Annotated in this window: 14 protein-coding genes; 10 read left to right on the forward strand and 4 right to left on the reverse strand. The window is 34.0% G+C overall.

Annotation, left to right across the window (positions count from 1 at the left end):
• Nucleotides 1-82: 82 nt before the first annotated feature.
• From BUR19_RS14670 to BUR19_RS14685, 4 genes are all read left to right on the forward strand, one after another.
• Nucleotides 83-1996 (forward strand): tetratricopeptide repeat-containing sensor histidine kinase, encoded by a 1914-nt coding sequence (locus tag BUR19_RS14670; protein ID WP_074236190.1) that lies wholly within the window; start codon nucleotides 83-85, stop codon nucleotides 1994-1996.
• Entirely contained in the window at nucleotides 1993-2754 is a 762-nt protein-coding gene (locus BUR19_RS14675; RefSeq protein ID WP_074236191.1) for a LytR/AlgR family response regulator transcription factor, read from the forward strand. Before BUR19_RS14670 ends, BUR19_RS14675 begins: the two co-directional genes overlap by 4 nt.
• Before the next feature lie 85 nt (nucleotides 2755-2839).
• Nucleotides 2840-3388: a hypothetical protein gene (locus tag BUR19_RS14680; RefSeq protein ID WP_139297366.1), complete on the forward strand. Its 549-nt coding sequence runs from the start codon at nucleotides 2840-2842 to the stop codon at nucleotides 3386-3388.
• Nucleotides 3357-6707: a DUF7619 domain-containing protein gene (locus BUR19_RS14685; RefSeq protein ID WP_139297368.1), complete on the forward strand. Its 3351-nt coding sequence runs from the start codon at nucleotides 3357-3359 to the stop codon at nucleotides 6705-6707. Before BUR19_RS14680 ends, BUR19_RS14685 begins: the two co-directional genes overlap by 32 nt.
• 39 nt (nucleotides 6708-6746) lie before the next feature.
• Here the strand turns inward: BUR19_RS14685 and recJ are convergent, their stop codons facing one another.
• From recJ to BUR19_RS14700, 3 genes are all read right to left on the reverse strand, one after another.
• Complete coding sequence (gene recJ / locus BUR19_RS14690) at nucleotides 6747-8459, reverse strand: single-stranded-DNA-specific exonuclease RecJ (protein WP_074236194.1); 1713 nt, start codon at nucleotides 8457-8459, stop codon at nucleotides 6747-6749.
• Nucleotides 8460-8552: 93 nt separating this feature from the next.
• Nucleotides 8553-9452, reverse strand: a complete 900-nt coding sequence (locus tag BUR19_RS14695; protein ID WP_074236195.1) for a T9SS type A sorting domain-containing protein — start codon at nucleotides 9450-9452, stop codon at nucleotides 8553-8555.
• A 126-nt stretch (nucleotides 9453-9578) separates the two neighbouring features.
• Nucleotides 9579-11069 carry a catalase gene (locus tag BUR19_RS14700; protein ID WP_074236196.1) on the reverse strand — a complete coding sequence of 497 codons (1491 nt, stop codon included), beginning with the start codon at nucleotides 11067-11069 and terminating at the stop codon, nucleotides 9579-9581.
• A 110-nt stretch (nucleotides 11070-11179) separates the two neighbouring features.
• On the opposite strand from BUR19_RS14700, the gene BUR19_RS14705 reads away from it, so the two are divergent.
• From BUR19_RS14705 to BUR19_RS14725, 6 genes are all read left to right on the forward strand, one after another.
• Nucleotides 11180-12133 (forward strand): hydrogen peroxide-inducible genes activator, encoded by a 954-nt coding sequence (locus BUR19_RS14705; protein ID WP_074236197.1) that lies wholly within the window; start codon nucleotides 11180-11182, stop codon nucleotides 12131-12133.
• 200 nt (nucleotides 12134-12333) lie between these two features.
• Nucleotides 12334-13614 carry a methionine adenosyltransferase gene (metK, locus tag BUR19_RS14710; protein ID WP_074236198.1) on the forward strand — a complete coding sequence of 427 codons (1281 nt, stop codon included), beginning with the start codon at nucleotides 12334-12336 and terminating at the stop codon, nucleotides 13612-13614.
• Between the two features lie 170 nt (nucleotides 13615-13784).
• Entirely contained in the window at nucleotides 13785-14258 is a 474-nt protein-coding gene (locus tag BUR19_RS14715) for a hypothetical protein (RefSeq protein ID WP_074236199.1), read from the forward strand.
• 216 nt (nucleotides 14259-14474) lie between these two features.
• Nucleotides 14475-15065, forward strand: a complete 591-nt coding sequence (locus BUR19_RS14720; protein ID WP_074236200.1) for an RNA polymerase sigma factor — start codon at nucleotides 14475-14477, stop codon at nucleotides 15063-15065.
• Nucleotides 15066-15120: 55 nt separating this feature from the next.
• Nucleotides 15121-15258 (forward strand): hypothetical protein, encoded by a 138-nt coding sequence (locus BUR19_RS18995; protein ID WP_175565918.1) that lies wholly within the window; start codon nucleotides 15121-15123, stop codon nucleotides 15256-15258.
• A gap of 78 nt (nucleotides 15259-15336) precedes the next feature.
• Complete coding sequence (locus BUR19_RS14725) at nucleotides 15337-16035, forward strand: YjjG family noncanonical pyrimidine nucleotidase (protein WP_074236201.1); 699 nt, start codon at nucleotides 15337-15339, stop codon at nucleotides 16033-16035.
• 53 nt (nucleotides 16036-16088) lie between these two features.
• Here BUR19_RS14725 and trpS read toward each other — a convergent pair whose 3' ends face one another.
• Nucleotides 16089-17057 carry a tryptophan--tRNA ligase gene (gene trpS / locus BUR19_RS14730; RefSeq protein WP_074236202.1) on the reverse strand — a complete coding sequence of 323 codons (969 nt, stop codon included), beginning with the start codon at nucleotides 17055-17057 and terminating at the stop codon, nucleotides 16089-16091.
• Between the last annotated feature and the right edge of the window lie 18 nt (nucleotides 17058-17075).

Consider the following 17075-nt stretch of genomic DNA (forward strand, 5'->3'; position numbering starts at 1 on the left):
ATTCTAAGTCAAATCATTAATTTTCTCATTTGACCATTTAATAATCAATAATTTATGATTATTTTTGCAACAAACATAATTGATGAGAAAAATCCTACTTTTTCTGATGCTCATTCCTGCCATTTGGATTTCTGCGCAATCTGCGGTGGATTCTCTGTTGGCAGTTCTTAAAAAAGAAAAAAATCCAAACCAAATTACGGCTTTACAAAATCAGATTTCGGATTGTTATAAACATACGGATCCTGAGCAGATGCAGAAATTTGCATTGTTGGCGCTTGCAAACTCCAGAAAAAATAAAAACATTTATCAGGAATCGGTTGCTTATCAGAATATTGGTGTTTCATTTTTTATTTATGGCGATTACGAAAAAGCACTACAAAATTTTGATTCATCAGAAAAAATTCTTTTAAAAATCAATTCTGAGAAAAAAGAAATCAGGGAAACATTAGCCAAAACTCTGGGAAGCAAAGGCGTTGTTTATTCTCAACAGAACAATTATGCTGCAGCTTTGGAAAATGATTTTCGGGCTTTGAAAATTTATGAAGTGACTAAAAATAGTCTTCAGACTTCAAAGCTTTATAACAATATTGGAGTGATTTATAAATCCATTGATGATAAGGAAAAAGCACTAGAATATTTTCTTAAAGCCAACCAGACTTCGAAGAAAATTAACCCAGAAACTTTTGCTGCAAGTGCATCTAATATTGGATTGATTTATTTGTTTCAGAATAAGTTAGATCAGGCGAAAAAGTATTTTGACGAGAGTCTAAAATCTTATCTGGAAAATGAAAATCCACGAGGTTTAGGAGAACTTTATAACAGCTATTCTCAATATTACATTCGTAAAAATCAGAAACAAGAAGCCAAAAATAGTCTTCAAAAAGCGGAAGAAATATTTTTGTCGGTTGAAGACAAGTTTGGGTTATCAGACACTTATATGTTTCTGGCAAAAATTTATTTTGATGAAGATAATCTGGACAAATCACTTCAGTTTTCGAACAAAAGCCTTGAGCTTGCTAAAGAACTGAATTTGACGGAAGCCCGAATGAACGCCGAAAAACTACTTTCCCAAATCTATGATCAAAAAGAAGATCAGAAGTTGGCTTTGCATCATCTTAAGAATTATGATGTTGAGAAAGAAAAATTTGACGCTGTTAAAAATGAACAACAACGTCTGAAAACGGAACTCAATTTCCAATATGAAAAACAACAGTTGGAAAAAAGAGAAAATGCAAGCCGGGAAAGGCTAAAATGGATTTTTACAGTTTTAATTGTTGGAATAATTTTACTCGGATTGTTTCTTTTTTACAGGAATAAAGAAAAGCAAAAAACCTTGCTCCTACAAAAACAACTGACAGAGTTTGAGCATAAAGCACTGCATCTACAGATGAATCCTCACTTCGTTTTCAATTGTCTGGCGGCGATTTCGGCATTCGTAGTCCAAAACGGAAAAGATGAAGCGATACGGTATCTGGCGAAGTTTTCCAAATTGATGCGGCTGACTTTGGAATTTTCAAAAGAATCTAATATTACCATAGATAAAGAAATCGAAGCGCTTCAAAATTATCTTGAACTCGAACAATTGCGCTTCAATAACAAATTCGATTTTAATATTTCCAAAGAATCTAATATCGAAGATGATACAGCAATTCCTTCTTTGCTTCTGCAGCCTTACGTGGAAAATGCAATTATTCATGGAGTAGTTCCTTTGGAAGATAGAGGCTTTATCAAAATTATTTTTCGTCAAATTGAGAATCAGCTAATTTGTATCATCACAGATAATGGTGTTGGAATAGAGCAATCGAAGAAAAATAAAGAAACGTTTGTCAACGCTCATAAGTCTATGGCAATGGAAATTTCTAAAAAGCGATTGGAAACTCTGGAACAATTGGAAAATAAAAAAATAGAGCTAAGTATCACAGAACTAAGAGATAACGAGAAGGTTTTGGGAACTCAGGTTTTGATAAAATTACCATTAGAATTTATAGAAAAATGATAACAGCTGTTTTAATAGACGATGATCATAATCTCCGCAATGGGATGAGAGCAATGCTGGCTCTGTATGCTCCTGAAATCAATATTTTAGGCGAAGCTGATAGCGTGAAAACCGGAACTAAACTGATCGAAGAAAATAACCCGAAAATTGTTTTTCTGGATATTATGATGAACGATGGTTCTGGCTTTGATATTCTGGAACGGCTCAATAAAAAGTATGGAAAAATCTCTTCGCATATTGTTTTTGTAACAGCGCACGAGAAGTTTGCTATAAGAGCTTTTCGTTTCAGTGCTTTAGATTTCCTATTGAAACCGATTGATCCGGAAGAGTTGCAAAGTGTCATCCGGAAAATTAAAAATATTACAGATAACAGTTCCGAGAACAAAACGATAGAACTTCTATTGGAAAATATTTCAAAGAAGGCAGATGGTTTTAAAAAAATTGCTTTGTCAACGTCGGATGGAATTCATCTTTTTGAGATTAAGGATATTATCCGCTGTGAGTCTGTTGATAATTATACCAAATTTCATTTCAAAAATCACAAGACAGTCCTGATTTCCAAAACGCTGAAAGAGTATGAGGAATTGTTGTCTGATCAAGGTTTTGAAAGAATACATCAATCCCATCTCATCAATCTGAATGAACTGAAATCTTATATCAAAAAAGATGGCGGATTCGTCATAATGTCGGATAATATACAAGTTCCTGTTTCTCAAAGAAAAAAAGAACGATTACAGGAAGTGATCGGAAGGTTATAAATTCTAATTCAAACCTTTCTAATTCTAAATGTAACGAACACAACACAATGATAAAAATTAATTTTAAACCATGAAAACACAAATGATGAAAACAAAATTACTCCTAGTGATAATTGCTCTCTTTTCTCTGGGAGCCAAGTCACAAAACATCAATTTTCCTGATGCGAATTTTAAAGCTGCTTTATTGGGAACAAATTTTAACAATTACGTTATTTGCTATGATCACAATAACACCAATTTCCTATTAGATCAAAATCAAGACGGCGAAATCCAAATGTCAGAAGCATCTTTGGTAAAAAGAATGGTGTTTTTTCAAAGATCAAATTATACAACTCTGGAAGGAATCAATTCCTTTGTTAATCTGGAAACGATTCTGTATGAGAATGATGGTTCCTCTTCCCATATTCACGGGAAAATTGATGATATTAATATTGATGGACTTAACAATTTCAAAACATTTAATTTATCGGGATGTGATATCGGAAAAATAAGTATCAAAAATTGTCCTAATCTTATTGAGATAAAATCTGCCTACACAGATACTTATAATGCATCGAATTTCAATGTTCATGGGAATACACAGGAGATGACGATTGATAACTGTGCAATTACAAAAAATTCTATGGACCAATAATAATTTAGGAAATGCAAATATTACTAATTCCCCAAGTCTTATCCATTTAGAACTACGAGGGAATTCTTTGTCTGCTTTTGATGCATCACAACTTGTAAACCTTGAAGATCTTGATTTGTCCAATAATCAACAGACTTGGGGACCAATTTCTGGCGAAGCTAATTTTGATCCAACATTATCAAGTTTGAATATTAATGGTTTGTCGAAATTAACATATCTCAATGTCACTAATCAGTTGCTTGCTAGTTTGGATTTGACTCAATCACCACTTTTGGAAATAGTGGATTGTAAGAACAATAAAATCGAAAATTCTTTAGATATATCCCAAAATTCTAAATTAACATATCTTGATTGCTCAATTAATCAAATTAAAGCCATATTATTTCCTACTACTTCAGATATTAGTACATTCTACGCCAACAACAATTTATTAGAAAATAATGGTATGGATTTTTCTAAATTGTTTGCAGTAAACAACATTAATAGAGATATTAATTTGTCATTCAATAAGTTTGATCAGAATATTATTTTTTCGTTTCCTGTAAGTTTTGCATCTTTAGATTTAAGTAATAATAAGATATCTGACTTTGAAATTTCAGGAAATTTCTCTAGCTGGCCTACTCAAGCAATCATTTCATTAAATAATAATTTATTAGAAAATATTAATTTAAGTGGTATTGATAGTTTAGAAAATTTTTTTATTGCAAATAATCCTATTACTGAACTTAATATGCCAAATCTTAGGATAGTTAATTATCTTGACTTTTCCTCTACTAATATATCCTATTTAAATTTAGGTTTGTCTCCTGATTCCTCTGCCATTTTTCTTGCGACAGGACTCAAGTCTTCTACACTGAAAATTGATTGCCAATCAGGAAGCATTGATGCAATAAGTGATAGTGAAAATTTAGAGAGTATAGATTTGAGCAATTCTAAAATGAGGATTGAACTAATTTCTAATATTTCATCGTTGAAAAATCTATACATGAAAAATGGGATTGATGATGTAATTTATGGATTCCATAATCTTCCAAATTTAAAATTTGTTTGTGCTGATGAAAATGAAATTGAGAGCATTAAAGCTAAACTTTCTCAAACAGAAATCATAAATGCTAACGTCAACTCTTACTGCTCATTCATACCAGGCGGAAATTACAATACTATTTCAGGAACAGCAAAAATTGATACTGATAACAACGGTTGTGATTCTACAGATAACCCATTCGAATATCTAAAATTGAAAATTGATGATGGAACCACTTCTGGTGAAACTTTTGTTCAGAATGATGGAAAATATGAGTTTTATACACAAACAGGTAATTTTAATGTAGCTACACTTGCAGAAAACCCAACTCTATTCACGGTGTCTCCTGCTAATTTCTCTACTTCTTTTGCAGATGCTAACAATAACATTTTTACACAGGATATTTGTGTAACAGCTAACGGAAGTCAAAATGATGCGGAAGTAGTAATTGCACCGTTAACCAATGCAAGACCAGGGTTCGATGCGGTTTACAATTTGGTATGGAGAAACAAAGGAAACACGACTTTATCCGGAAAAGTGATAATGAATTACGATTCCAATAAAATGACCTTCCAGAGCAGCTCTTTGCCGTATTCTATATTGAGTAATGGGTCGATAGAGTTTAATTATACCGACCTAAAACCATTTGCTAACACCGCTTCGGAAATTACATTCAAGATTAATACGCCAACGGATTCAACTAATCCTGTGAATATGGGAGATGTATTGGTTTTTAATGCACAGATTACGCCTACCAATGCAGATATTACTCCAGAAGATAACCTTTTTGGTTTCAACCATACCGTTGTTAATTCCTTTGACCCGAATGATATCGTATGTTTGGAAGGAGAAACAGTTCCTGTGTCAACAGTGGGTAAGTACCTGCATTATGTCATCAATTTTGAAAACACAGGAAATGCAGAGGCGGAAAATATTGTAGTGAAAATGGAAGTAGATCCAAATGAATTCGATATTAATACATTACAATTACAAAATGCTTCAGCAAGTGTTGATACAAAAATTGTTGGAAACCAGATAGAATTTGCATTCAAAAAAATAAAATTGCAAAGTGGAGGTCACGGCAATGTGTTGTTAAAGATGAAATCAAAGTCTGATCTTGTCGAAGGTGATACAGTCAATAACGTGGCAGAAATCTATTTTGATTACAATTTCCCGATTGAAACCAACGATTATGTAACAACTATCTATAATGCAAGTGATGTTCTTGCTGCTAAAATCAATTATTCGGCATCCAATTTTAGTCAAAATAATTATCCAATTAACTTTGATGCAAGCCTTAGTTCAGGTAATATTACAGCTTATCAATGGGAGTTTTTAGGAAACTCTTCAATCAGTTCAAGTGCGGATGTGAAACCTGTGGTTACTTATAACACACCAGGAAATTATACAGCGAAATTGACCGTTTTTGACTCCAATGGAGCATCTTCTTCACAGGCAATTACTTTCAGCGTTGGAGGGAATGTCGCAGATTTGTCAACCGGTAAAAATTCTGAAAATAACTTCATAGCAATTGATGCAGATGAAGATGACTGGAAAGGCTATGATATCAATGGTGTGGAGATCACTCCAAAAGTAAGACAAACTTATACAGGCTGGAGCTATGCAGATATAGAAAACGGAAGAAACAGCCAATGGATTACGCTTAACAATTTGGAAGGCTACTATACTTACAAAAGCAGAGAGTTTACAATTCCGGATAATGCAACCGATGCCAAACTGAATTTAAGATCATTATCATTTGTAAGAAACTGGACATACCTTGTGAAAGTAAATCCTGATGGAAGTGAAACTGAAACAGAAATTACAAAAACACAATGGATGAATGATGGGTTCAAGGGTTGGTTGAACAGCAGAAGTCCAAAAGTTGATAATTATTCTCTGTCTCCGGGCAGATATTACATCAAGGTGTTTTTATATTCCAATAACAATATGGTAAGACAATCCATAGATGTGAACGCTACTGTGTCCTGTTCGGAAGGATTAATATTTGCCAACAAAATGGTTCAGAAAGAACCGACTTTGGATGTTGAGAATTCTAAAAATTTGGAGGTGCAAGTTTATCCGATTCCAACCAAAGGATTGATTAATATTATTTCCGATGAAAAAATTAATGCTGTCGAAGTTTATGATGCTGCAGGAAGAATTATACAAAAGCAAATGCACAGTGCGGCTTCAAAAGAATCTAAAGTTAATATTAGTGCTTCAAAAGGAATTTATTATCTGAAAATAAAAACCAATAAAGGAGACTCAATTAAGAAAATTATTAAGGAATAAAATAAAAATCCCGCTTCAAAAAGAGGCGGGATTTTTTATTTAGTCGTGAAACTTCACATCTCGTATATTCAGGAAATGGGAAACATTGCCTTTCCAATGATTCTCTTCGATGGTGAATGCCAAATCGAAAGTTTTCGTTTTAAAATTGTCTGCAAATTGTCCGAAACGGAAACCAACGCATTCTACATTTCGTCCTGTATTAGGTTGTAGAATATTGAATTTTAAATGCGTGCTTTCTTTCCCCATCAATCTTACATAACCATTGACTTTCACATTTTTCAAAACCAGAATTGGCTTCATATTCTGAGGTCCGAATGGCGCTAATTTTCTGTGGAAGTTAATGAACTCGCGGTTTAAGTCTTCAGGATTTACAATACTATCAATGTAAATTGTCGGTTCTTTTTGGTGATCCTGAATGTTATTTTTCACATAATCCTCAAAACGAATTTTGAATTCCTCAAACTTTTCTTTCTCCATAGAAAGGCCTGCAGCAGCTTGATGTCCTCCAAATTTCATAAAAAGATCAGAACAATGTTCCAACGCTCTGTGAATGTCAAAATCTGAAACAGATCTCGCAGAAGCCACTAATTCGCCATTATTACCTTCGGTAAAAACCAAAGTTGGTTTGAAATAATTTTCAATCAAACGGGAAGCTACAATACCAATAACGCCTTTGTTCCAGCTAGGATCATAAACGATGGTTGAGAAACATTCGGTTTTCTGTAATTCCAAAGCCTGACTCATTGCCGATTGTGTGATGTTGATATCCATCTCGCGACGTTCGTCATTCAGGTTGATAATCTCATCAACAATTTGCTGAGCTTGTTTCAGGTTGTCAGAAATCATCAATTCTACCGAAGCTTTTGCGTGTGAAATTCTTCCTGCTGCATTGATTTTTGGAGCGATATCAAAAACGATATTCGAGATTTCGAAATGGGCTAATTTTTCCTCAGGAATCAAAAGCCTTAGTCCAAATTTTCTTGTTTTTCTAAGGAATTTCAAACCTTGCATTGCTAAAACTCGGTTTTCACCTGTCATTGCAACAATGTCAGAAGCGATGCTGATTGCCAAAAGATCGGTCAATTCAAACAACTCGCTTTCCGGAATTTTATAAATTGTATTGAGGCCTTGGCAAAGTTTGAAACCAACGCCGCAACCACTCAGTTCTTTATAAGGATATCTGCAGTCTTTTCTTTTTGGATCTAGAACGGCAACTGCTTTTGGAAGTTCATCGCCAGGTAAATGGTGATCACAAATAATAAAATCTACACCAACAGAATTGGCCAAATCGATTTTATCAACTGACTTTATTCCGCAGTCTAATGCAATAATCAAAGAAAATCCATTGTCTTTTGCGAAATAAATTCCTTCATCGGAAATTCCGTAGCCTTCAACATTTCTGTCGGGGATATAAAAATCAAGGTATTTTTTATCGACAATTTTACTCAGATAAAGATACATCAGCGCAACAGCCGTTGTTCCATCTACATCATAATCGCCATAAACTAATATTTTTTCACCGTTTTCTATTGCTGTTGCAATGCGTTCTACTGCTTTTTGCATATCAGCCATCAGAAAAGGATTATGGATGTCGGTTCCGTTTGGTTTGAAGAATTCGCGTGCTTTTTGATAATTATCAATCTCACGCATCACCAGGATTTTGGATTCTAAAGTTCCAAAACCAATCGAAGAAATCAGTCCATCAACAATTTCTTCATCAGGCTCGGTTTTATAAATCCACTTTTGACTCATAGTTACAAAAGTAACGAAAAAAAACGGCTTTGAGAAATTAAAACGGTTGCTAAATCAATAACAACCGTTCCTGTATTTTATTTAATAATCTGTTTATTCTTTGATGATTTTTTTAGTCTCGAGTCCAGATTCGGTTTCGATAGAGATAATATAATTTCCTTTTGGAAGAGCAGAAATATCAATTTTTGATGAATTGCTAATCTCAGTTTTGATTAAAGCTCCGGAAGCATTATACAGTTGAACTGATTTGATGACTTCATTAGATTTGATATTGATGAAATCTGAAGCTGGATTTGGAAATACGTTAACCTCAGTTTTCGCAACATCAGAAACTTCAAGATAATCCATATCTTTTACGATAATATTATCGACTATAAAACCGCTTCCGTCATTATCGAATTCAAAATTCAAATCATTTGCTCTTACAACTTTGGAGCTGAGTGGTGATGTGTGAACCAATTGATTGTCAAGATAATATTTTATGTTTTTTTCGCCGACGTGATCGATTTCGATTTTTAGATTATACCATTTGCCGGGAATCCACGTTCCGAGCGCTTGAAAATTGAGATCGTTATCAGCATAAAAATTTCCACTGATTAAAAAATTAAATCCACCAGCCCAAGAATAATTACCATTATTGTTGTAGTACAATGACAGCATATAATATTCTGAACTGTCCAGTTTTTCCAATTTCACGTCTGCAGAAACAGAAAGTCTTTTATATTCCGGAATTTTTTTGAACAGATAAGTCATATTTTCTGTGTACGCATTCGTGCTTGTGACTTCCACAGAATGATTGCCATCTGTAGCTTTTCCAGAAACGACCTGGAAACTACTGTTTGGAACATTATCCGTTTTTACCGTCCATTCTTTTTGACCAATAACACTTCCAAGATTATAACCTTCCGAAGCTTCGAAAGAAATTTTATGTTGTTGAGCTGATAATGAAACTGAAAATAAAGCTATTGCTAAAGAGAATAAAGTTTTCTTCATACATAAATTAAAAAGGGAAGCGAATTTAGAAAAATAATTATTAATTCACTTATAATCAATAAAAAAAACCTTCCGAAAAAAATCGAAAGGTTCTATTTAAAAGTCTATATTCTGTTATCTCAAAGTCTACTTAGTGTGATTCATCGCATTTGCATCGATATTAACCCCAAGTCCTTGTGCGACTCTCATTCCTAGTTCAATATTTGCTCGGAAGAAATGACAAAGCTGACGATTAATGATTTCGTCTCTCTTTGGTCCATCGATTCCGCTCATATGTCCAACAATATTATTAACCAAAGCTGTTCTCGCTTCTTGGTTCAGAGCTTTTGTGTAGAATAATCCAGGTTGTGTATAATGGTCGTCATCATTTTGATTTCTGTTGTAATTAGCAACGTGATTGTTGTCCAAATCATAATCAAAAGATTTGTGAGATTCACTTGGTTCTACATCACTGAAGCTGTTGGGATAATAATTCGGTTTGTCGCCATAATCAGAATCGTCTGCCATAAAACCGGCTCTTTGGAAATTATTGACAGCAAACGGACATTTGTTAACTTCAAGCTGATGAGAATTTACGCCTAATCTGTATCTGTGAGCATCGGCGTAAGAAAACAATCTTCCTTGTAACATTTTATCCGGTGAAAAACTGATTCCATCAACCAAATGACTTGGCGCAAAAGCCGCTTGCTCTACGTGAACGAAGTAATTTCTTGGAACTTCATTCAGCTCCATTACACCAACTTCCTGTAACGGAAACTCATCTTGGAACCAAACTTTAGTTACATCAAACGGATTCCAACGCCATTCTTTTGCTTGCTGTTCCGTCATTGTCTGGATGTAAAGTGTCCATTTTGGAAAATCTCCTTTTTCTATAGCATTTACCAAATCTTCCTGAGAAAAATCCGGATTTTCACCTTTCATTTTTGTGGCTTCGTCATCAGAAAAATTCTTGATGCCTTGTTGCGTTTTAAAATGAAATTTAACCCAAGTTCTTTCATTATTTTCATTAATCATAGAAAAAGTGTGAGAACCAAATCCGTGCATATGTCTGTACCCGTGAGGCGTTCCTCTGTCTGACATCAGAATTAAAACCTGATGAAGAGATTCTGGATTCAGAGACCAAAAGTCCCAAACCATTGTTTTGCTTTTCAGATTGGTTTTTGGAACACGTTTTTGCGTATGGATAAAATCTGGAAATTTTTTGGCGTCCTTAATAAAGAAAACAGGCGTGTTGTTTCCAACCAAATCCCAGTTTCCGTCTTCAGTGTAGAATTTCAAGGCGAAACCTCTCGGGTCTCTTTCAGTATCGGCACTTCCCATTTCTCCACCAACGGTAGAAAATCTAGCAAACATTTTACAAGAATTTCCAACTTTAGAAAACAATTTTGCTCTCGTATATTTAGAAATGTCGTGAGTCACCGTAAAAGTTCCGTAAGCACCAGAACCTTTGGCGTGAACAATTCTTTCGGGAATTCTTTCTCTTACGAAATGTGCAAGATTCTCTTGAAGAATAAAATCTTGTAAAAGTACCGGACCTCTTGGTCCAACAGTTTGTGAATCCTGATGCTCGTAGTAAGGTGAGCCTACAGAATTGGTGAGTTTTTTCTTATTGTCCATATTTTCTGATTTTGATTTATTTCTAATTTTAAAGCGAAATTCGATAAAAAAACTTATTTATGAAACAAATTAATAAGTATCTTTGTAATAGATAAAATTAATTAGAAGTCGTGAACATACAACAACTAGAATATCTAATTGCAGTAGATAAATATAAACATTTTGGTAAAGCTGCGCAAGCTTGTTTTATAACTCAGCCAACACTTAGTGCAATGATTCAGAAATTTGAAGATGAGCTGGATGTGAAAGTTTTTGATAGAACAACGCATCCCATTAGGACGACAGATGCGGGAGGCGAAATCATCAAAGAAGCACAAAAAGTAATCGATTCTGTAATGGAATTAAAAAACAAAGCGAATTTCCTGAATAATATTCTTGCAGGAAAATTGAACCTCGGAATCATCCCGACAGTTTCCAGCTATATTTTACCAAACGAAATTTTTAGTTTTCTAAAAAAGAATCCTCAAATCGAACTGAATATCAAAGAAATGACGACAGAAAGTATCATCAAATCTTTGAAGTCTGGTGAATTGGATGCGGGAATTATTTCTACGCCTTATTCTGCAGCAGACGAGTTTTATCAGGATTTTCTTTTCAATGAAGAGTTGATGCTCTATTCTGCAGGTCAGGAAGAAGGAACAAAAAAAGATTGTTTCGTCGTTCCGGAAGATATTGACGTGAATAAAGTCTGGCTTTTGGAAGAAGGAAACTGCCTGAGAACACAATTCGAGAATATTTGTCATCTGAAAGAGAATTCTTTGAAGCCTAATAACTTAGAATTTTTAGCTTCCAATGTCAATACATTAATTCAAATGGTTGATAAAGTAGGAGGAATTACAATTCTGTCAGAAATGGGCGTTCAACAATTATCAGCGGAACAGAAAACTAAGGTTTCAAGATTTATTAAGCCTTTCCCTTACAGAGAAATGAGTGTGATTTATTATAAACCAACTTACAAGCAAAAAATCATCGATGAGTTGATTTCTGAAATCAGAACATCAATGGAGCAAAGACTTAATTATTATAAAGATCCGGAAAATTATACGAGTATTAAACCTGAATAAATTCATACTCAATTAATAGGAATTGATTTTGAAGTTTGAGAATTACTTTGTAAATTTGCCCTCGATTTTTGAATAAACGGAGGAGAACTTTGACTGATTGCAACCTCAATAAAAAATGCTAAAACAGATTTTTCTCTTTTAGTTCCTTTTTACAATCAGTAGTTTATCCTTAAACAAATTAATATAAAAGGAATTTATTTATGTCTTATTTATTTACGTCCGAATCAGTTTCTGAAGGGCATCCGGATAAAGTTGCAGATCAGATTTCTGATGCACTTATCGATCATTTCTTAGCTTATGACAAAAACTCAAAAGTAGCTTGTGAAACGCTTGTGACGACTGGTCAGGTTGTTTTGGCTGGAGAAGTGAAGTCTGATGCTTATCTAGATGTACAGCATATTGCGAGAGATGTGATCAACAAAATTGGTTACACGAAAAGCGAATATATGTTCAATGGTGATTCTTGTGGTGTGATTTCTGCGATTCACGAACAGTCTCCGGATATCAATCAAGGTGTTGACAGAACTTTGGACGAAACAGATTTTGAAGCTAGAGCTAATGCTCAAGGTGCTGGGGATCAGGGAATGATGTTCGGTTACGCAACCAACGAAACTGAAAATTATATGCCTTTGGCTTTGGATCTTGCGCATCAAATTCTAAAAGAATTGGCTGACCTTAGAAGAGAAGGAAACGCAATTCCTTACCTTCGTCCAGATGCAAAATCTCAGGTAACCATCGAGTATTCTGACGATCACAAGCCTGTAAGAATCGACAGTATTGTGGTTTCTACGCAGCACGATGATTTCGGAAGCGAAGAGGCGATGTTGGCTAAAATCAAAAAAGATATTATCGAAATTTTAATTCCTAAAGTTAAGGCTAAACAAAAGCCGGAAATCCAGGAATTGTTCAATGGGGATATCAAATATCACATCAATCCAACAGGAAAATTTGTAATCGGTGGTCCTCACGGAGATACAGGTTTGACGGGAAGAAAAATCATCGTTGATACTTACGGAGGAAAAGGTGCTCACGGTGGTGGTGCTTTCTCTGGAAAAGATCCAAGTAAAGTGGACAGAAGTGCCGCTTACGCAACAAGACACATTGCGAAAAATTTAGTTGCTGCAGGTGTTGCGGATGAGATTTTGGTGCAGGTTTCTTACGCAATTGGTGTTGCAGAGCCTTGTGGACTTTACATCAATACTTACGGAACTTCAAAATTGGATATCAATGATGGAGAATTGGCTAAGAAAGTTCAGCAATTGTTTGATCTTAGACCTTATGCAGTTGAGAAAAACCTTAAATTAAGAAATCCTATCTATATAGAAACTGCAGCTTACGGACATATGGGGAAAGATTATTATGTAGCTGATAAAACCTTCAACAAAGGACAGAAAAACGAATTAACTTTGAAAGATCTGGAATTTTTCACTTGGGAGAAACTGGATCGAGTAGAGGATATTAAAAAAGAATTCGGATTGTAAAATTCGGAATTTTAGAAATCTGGAAACTGCTTTATCTTTTGGTAAAGCAGTTTTTTATTTTAAACTTCTATCTGGAACATAAAAACTCTCTAAAATTTTATGTTCCTTTGCTCAGATAAAATTTTCAAAATCCCTTTTGTTAATTTTGTCGTATATAATATCAGATAAAAATGAAATCTAGACTTTACACTATTATATCATTAATTGTTTTTTGCGGATTGGCAAAAGCTCAACTTACTGTTCATAAAATGTTGAATGTAGGCTATACTTATCAGAATCAAAGTTTTGGTGAAATTGGCGGGAAGTTACTTTTCCTGAGTAATGATGATGTGATTTTCAGAACGGGAGTTTCTGCTTTGATGGGTTCAGCAAACCAAAAATTTGCTATAATGCCAAAAGTCCAGGCTGATTTTCTTTTAAATTTTGAGAAAAATGTAGACTTCTATCATTCTTATTATTTTGTTGCCGGAGCAGAAGCTACCAACAAATATATTGCGCCGAAAATTGGTTTCAGTCTTTTTGGGATTGTTGATTTGATGGGAGGCTACGCATTTTCTCTAGATAAAGATGGAATTAATGGAAAAGAGCTGAAAGGACTTAATGTTAATTTCACAATAAATATCCCTTTAGTGGTTATAAAATGATTTAACTTTTTTCATTTATTTACATCAAATGAAAAGAAATTGAAGATTTAACAATCCTTTAACATTTTGTTTAATCTTTTTTATTACTTTTACAGACCTAAAAATAATTGCGTATAGAAAAAATTTACTCTTAAAAAAATAATAACAGAACCGAAACTGTCAGATTGATTACATTGTAATTGATGGCTGCATAGGTTCAAATATTTAGGAGTGAATATGAAAACGCAAACCGATAGCCAACTAATCCTGCTTTATCAGAACGGAGAGGAAAAAGCCCTGTCAACACTAATTAATAAGCACAAGAAAGATCTTTTTTCCTTTATTTTTTACAAATTGATGGATGAAGATTTGGCCAATGATATCTTCCAGGATACTTTTATCAAAATTATTATTACGCTGAAAGAAGGGCGCTACAAAGAAGAAAACAAATTCATTCTTTGGGCCAAAAGAATTGCCCATAATCTGATCATAGATCATTACAGATTACAATCTAAAAATATTAAAATTTCTGAAACTTCTTACGAGAATGAAGAGTTCTCCATCTTTGATATCATCAAAGAACCGGAAAATAATATTGAGGATAAATTAATAGCTAATCAAATAAATGAAGATTTGCTAAAAATGCTTGTGATGTTGCCAGACAACCAACAAGAGGTGATTAAGCTTAGATTTTTTGATGGTTTGAGCTTCAAAGAGATTGCAGATCATACAGATACGAGCATCAATACAACGCTTGGAAGAGTGAGATATGCACTCATTAATTTGAGAAAAATAATGGATGAACATAAAATTATTTTAACAAAATAATAATTAGTTAATAATAAAGATTTTTTTTTGGCGTTATTGTTGTAAAAGTCAGCCTATGAAAAAAAACGACACTTTAACAACAAAAGCTTTGATGCCTAAAAAAGAAATAATCGATTTTTTATTGAGTTATTCTAAAAATATCGATACGCTTAAAACTAAAAACAGAAAAACAATTTTGGTTTCTAAAAACTAGAATTTTTTCGATTTTAATAATTGATTTTTTATGATTGAACTTTCCTACGTGGATCAAAAATGATTAGATTTGTGCCTTATGAAAAACGTAAGGCACATTTTTTTTGATCTTGACAATACACTTTGGGATCATCGCAAGAATGCATATTTGACAATACAAGAACTGTTTAAAAATCAGGATATTTCTGAGAAATATATGATAGATTTTGAGGAATTTCACAGCACTTATCACATCATCAATGAAAAACTTTGGGAGCAAATCCGAGATGGAGAAATTGATAAAGAGTATCTAAGAAAACATCGTTTTTACGACACATTCCTGAATTTCGGGGTGGACGATGCCAATCTTGCAGGTTATTTTGAACATCATTTCTTAGACGAAATTCTAAAGTATAATGAGTTAGTTGATGGCGCGTTAGATTTACTTAATTATCTGAAAGACAAAAATTACAAAATGCACATTATTTCCAACGGTTTCCAAGAAGTGACCGAAAGGAAATGTATTTTATCCGAAATTGCTGATTTTTTTGAAACGATTACAAGCGCAGATTCTGTCAACATCAGAAAACCAAGACCAGAAATTTTTGAATATTCTCTTAATCTTGCAAAAGCTGAAAAAGACGAAAGTATTTTAATTGGAGACGATTGGATTGCGGATGTAAAAGGCGCACAAAATTTCGGAATTGATATTATTTTCTTTGATGTTTTGGATGAGAATCCTTTGGAAGAAGGCTTGAAATTCGTCAAGCATTTATCAGAAATCAAACAATATTTATAAAATAAAAGCCTTTCAAATTTGAAAGGCTTTTTTATATTTTAAAGTTCAGAGAATTAAATTCCCAAACTTTTTCTAACTCTTTTGATCGTTTCAGTGGCGATAACTCTGGTTTTTTCTGCGCCTTCCTGCAATTTTGCTTCCAGCTCATCTAGATTGTTCATATAATAAGTGAACGTCTCTCTTTCTTTCGCAAATTTCACCAAAATCAAATCCAAAAGTTCCTTTTTAGCGTGCCCGTAACCATAATTTCCAGCCAAATATTTTGCTCTCAATTCTTCGGTTTGTTCAGGAGTAGCAATTAATTCGTATATAGCAAAAATTTTATCTGTTGATGGATCTTTTGGTTCTTCCAAAGTTTTAGAATCACTTTCAATAGACATCACTTGCTTCTTCAATTCTTTTTCCGGTAAGAAAATATTGATGATGTTTCCTCTCGATTTAGACATTTTGTGTCCGTCTGTTCCAGGAACATATTTGGTGTTTTCCTGCAATTCTGCCTGAGGCAAAACCAAAACTTCACCCATTTGATTATTGAATCTTGAAGCGACGTCACGTGCGATTTCCAAATGTTGTAATTGGTCTTTCCCAACAGGCACAATCTCTGCATCGTACAACAAAATATCAGCTGCCATCAATATTGGATAAGTGAAAAGTCCAGCGTTTACGTCTTGTAACCTGTCCGCTTTATCTTTGAAAGAATGTGCCAAAGTCAATCTTTGGTAAGGGAAAAAGCATGACAAATGCCAAGAGAGCTCGCAAGTTTCCGGGATATCGCTTTGTCTGTAAAAAAACGTTTTTTCTGTGTCTAGTCCGCAGGCAAGCCAAGCTGCAGCAATCTCGTAGGTGTTTTGTTTAAGCTCTTTTGCATCTTTGATCTGTGTTAAAGAGTGCAGATTGGCGATGAAAAGAAAAGACTCATTTCCTGCTTGTTTTGACAATTCAATTGCGGGGATAATGGCTCCCAAAAGATTTCCCAAATGTGGGGTTCCGGTGGCTTGTATTCCGGTTAAAATTCTAGACATTGTTAATGTTATTTTGAC

The sequence above is a fragment of the Epilithonimonas zeae genome, from assembly GCF_900141765.1.
GTDB classification, from domain to species: domain Bacteria; phylum Bacteroidota; class Bacteroidia; order Flavobacteriales; family Weeksellaceae; genus Epilithonimonas; species Epilithonimonas zeae.